The sequence below is a fragment of the Sulfobacillus harzensis genome (assembly GCF_012933365.1).
GTDB classification, from domain to species: Bacteria; Bacillota; Sulfobacillia; order Sulfobacillales; family Sulfobacillaceae; genus Sulfobacillus_B; species Sulfobacillus_B harzensis.
Genome location: NZ_JABBVZ010000244.1, coordinates 1 through 1645, shown reverse-complemented (window position 1 = coordinate 1645; position 1645 = coordinate 1). Strand labels below are relative to the sequence as shown.

1 protein-coding gene and 1 pseudogene are annotated in these 1645 nt (G+C 61.8%); both read left to right on the top strand.

Features of this window, described 5'->3' with window-relative positions; translation table 11 throughout:
- Window positions 1–275, top strand: a pseudogene (locus HIJ39_RS22770) (hypothetical protein); the annotation flags it as partial.
- A gap of 484 nt (window positions 276–759) precedes the next feature.
- On the top strand, window positions 760–1329 hold the full coding sequence (locus HIJ39_RS22765; RefSeq protein WP_169103313.1) for a plasmid pRiA4b ORF-3 family protein: 570 nt from the start codon (window positions 760–762) through the stop codon (window positions 1327–1329).
- The last annotated feature ends 316 nt before the right edge of the window (window positions 1330–1645 follow it).

The window sequence follows — 1645 nt, the reverse complement described above, 5'->3', positions numbered from 1 at the left end:
TGTACTTGACCCTCCACGTGTTTGTCCTCACGATCAATCTTCAAGACGGGTTATCTCTCTCGCCGCGGGGCCGGGTGCTCCTCGTGTGGGGCCTCATCGGCCTGTTAGCCGGAATCACCTGGAGCCTGCCGTCCCCGGTGGCGGCCACGGACCTCGTCGTGCATTGGATCGACCCGGCTGCACTGGGCGTGACCATCTTCACCAGCCTTGGGGCCCCCTGGCTAGTGCGGCGGCGGTCGACGCGGGAGTCGGCACCTGTAGAAGTACAGGACTGATTTCGTCCGTCGCCCGGGATCGGGTAGACGTCCTGGCCTTGGTCTTCGACATTCCTGTCGAAGCGTTAATAGCCCCCGAGACCCATGAGAACCCTGCGGACGCCCTGCCCGGGACCCCTGCTATGACGTGGGCGGACCTGATGGCCTGGCATCAAACCCACGATCAGGACTGACGCCCCCGAGGAGCCATAGGTTCGGAACCTGGGCGATGTCCGTGAGGGATGGTGCCATAATGACCCCCATCGCAGTCACGGCTGGCCAGGCGCGAGTTTCTCACGATCCCGGTATTCTCGGACCCTGCGCGGCTCCGCCGGGCGCTTGATCTTCCGTGGAGCGCATACCGTGCCCACATGATCCGCCGGCCGGCTCGGGCGGTCGGGCGACACTCTACGACTCGCCGGAACGTAATACCTCGCTCCCATTTGGCGACGTCAGGCCGCTGTGCGATAATAATGCCGCTAAATTATAATCCGGAGGGATCGACATGGCCGTACACACGCCAGGATGGGACCTCGTCACTACATTGGAGCACATACATCCGCCGATTACCCGTCGGGTTCTCGTCCCAGCCTCTCTGACGTTTTTGGGCTTGCACCATGTCATCCAAGCCGCCATGGGATGGACCGACACCCATCTCTTTGAGTTCCGCATTGGCAACCGGACCGTCAGTATCCCGGACGGCGAACCCGGTCCCGCCCCCGACGAATGGGATGCCTCACAGCACGCGTTATCGGAGGTGCGGCTGAAACCCGGCGACCGATTCACGTATCTTTATGATTTTGGGGACGATTGGTGGCACACCATTGAAGTCGTGGGATCCGTCGAGCACGTCGAACGTCCCCAGTTGCTCGCCGGCACCGGGGCTTGCCCGCCTGAAGACGTCGGCGGGCCACCGGGCTACGCAGAATTTCTCGCCGCGTGGGCCGACCCCCGACATCCCGAGCACAGCGCAATGCGCCAATGGGCGAAAGGCCGGTATCAACCGGAGTTCAATCTATCCGTCGCCAAGGCGCGCGTGGCTCGGGCGGCAGACGATCGGGATCTACGCCTCTGAGACCAGTCTCGTCACCCGCCGACGCCAAAGCATCACCATAGCCCCCGGCGAATCGCCCTGCCCAACCGAATCACACGACCCACCATTCGGCATGGGGGTCTCCACAACAGGGCGGGCCAATAACGCATATTCCGTGGGGTCGCCCAATCCAGGCGGAACTATATATAGAACTCAACGGTGGTTCCCTCCTGTGGTTGGATGATTGGATTCGACACCCTTATTCAACCAAACCCGGGAGGGATCATTCCTGTAGGGAGTAGTTCTTGGAGTTTGTGTGCATGAAAGCGCCTCCCGTACGATGAGTGTGTGAAGGGTC

Bases quoted from the DNA above. Each gene is read 5' to 3' on its own strand.
- HIJ39_RS22765 (WP_169103313.1), top strand. From the start codon at position 760: ATGGCCGTACACACGCCAGGATGGGACCTCGTCACTACATTGGAGCAC.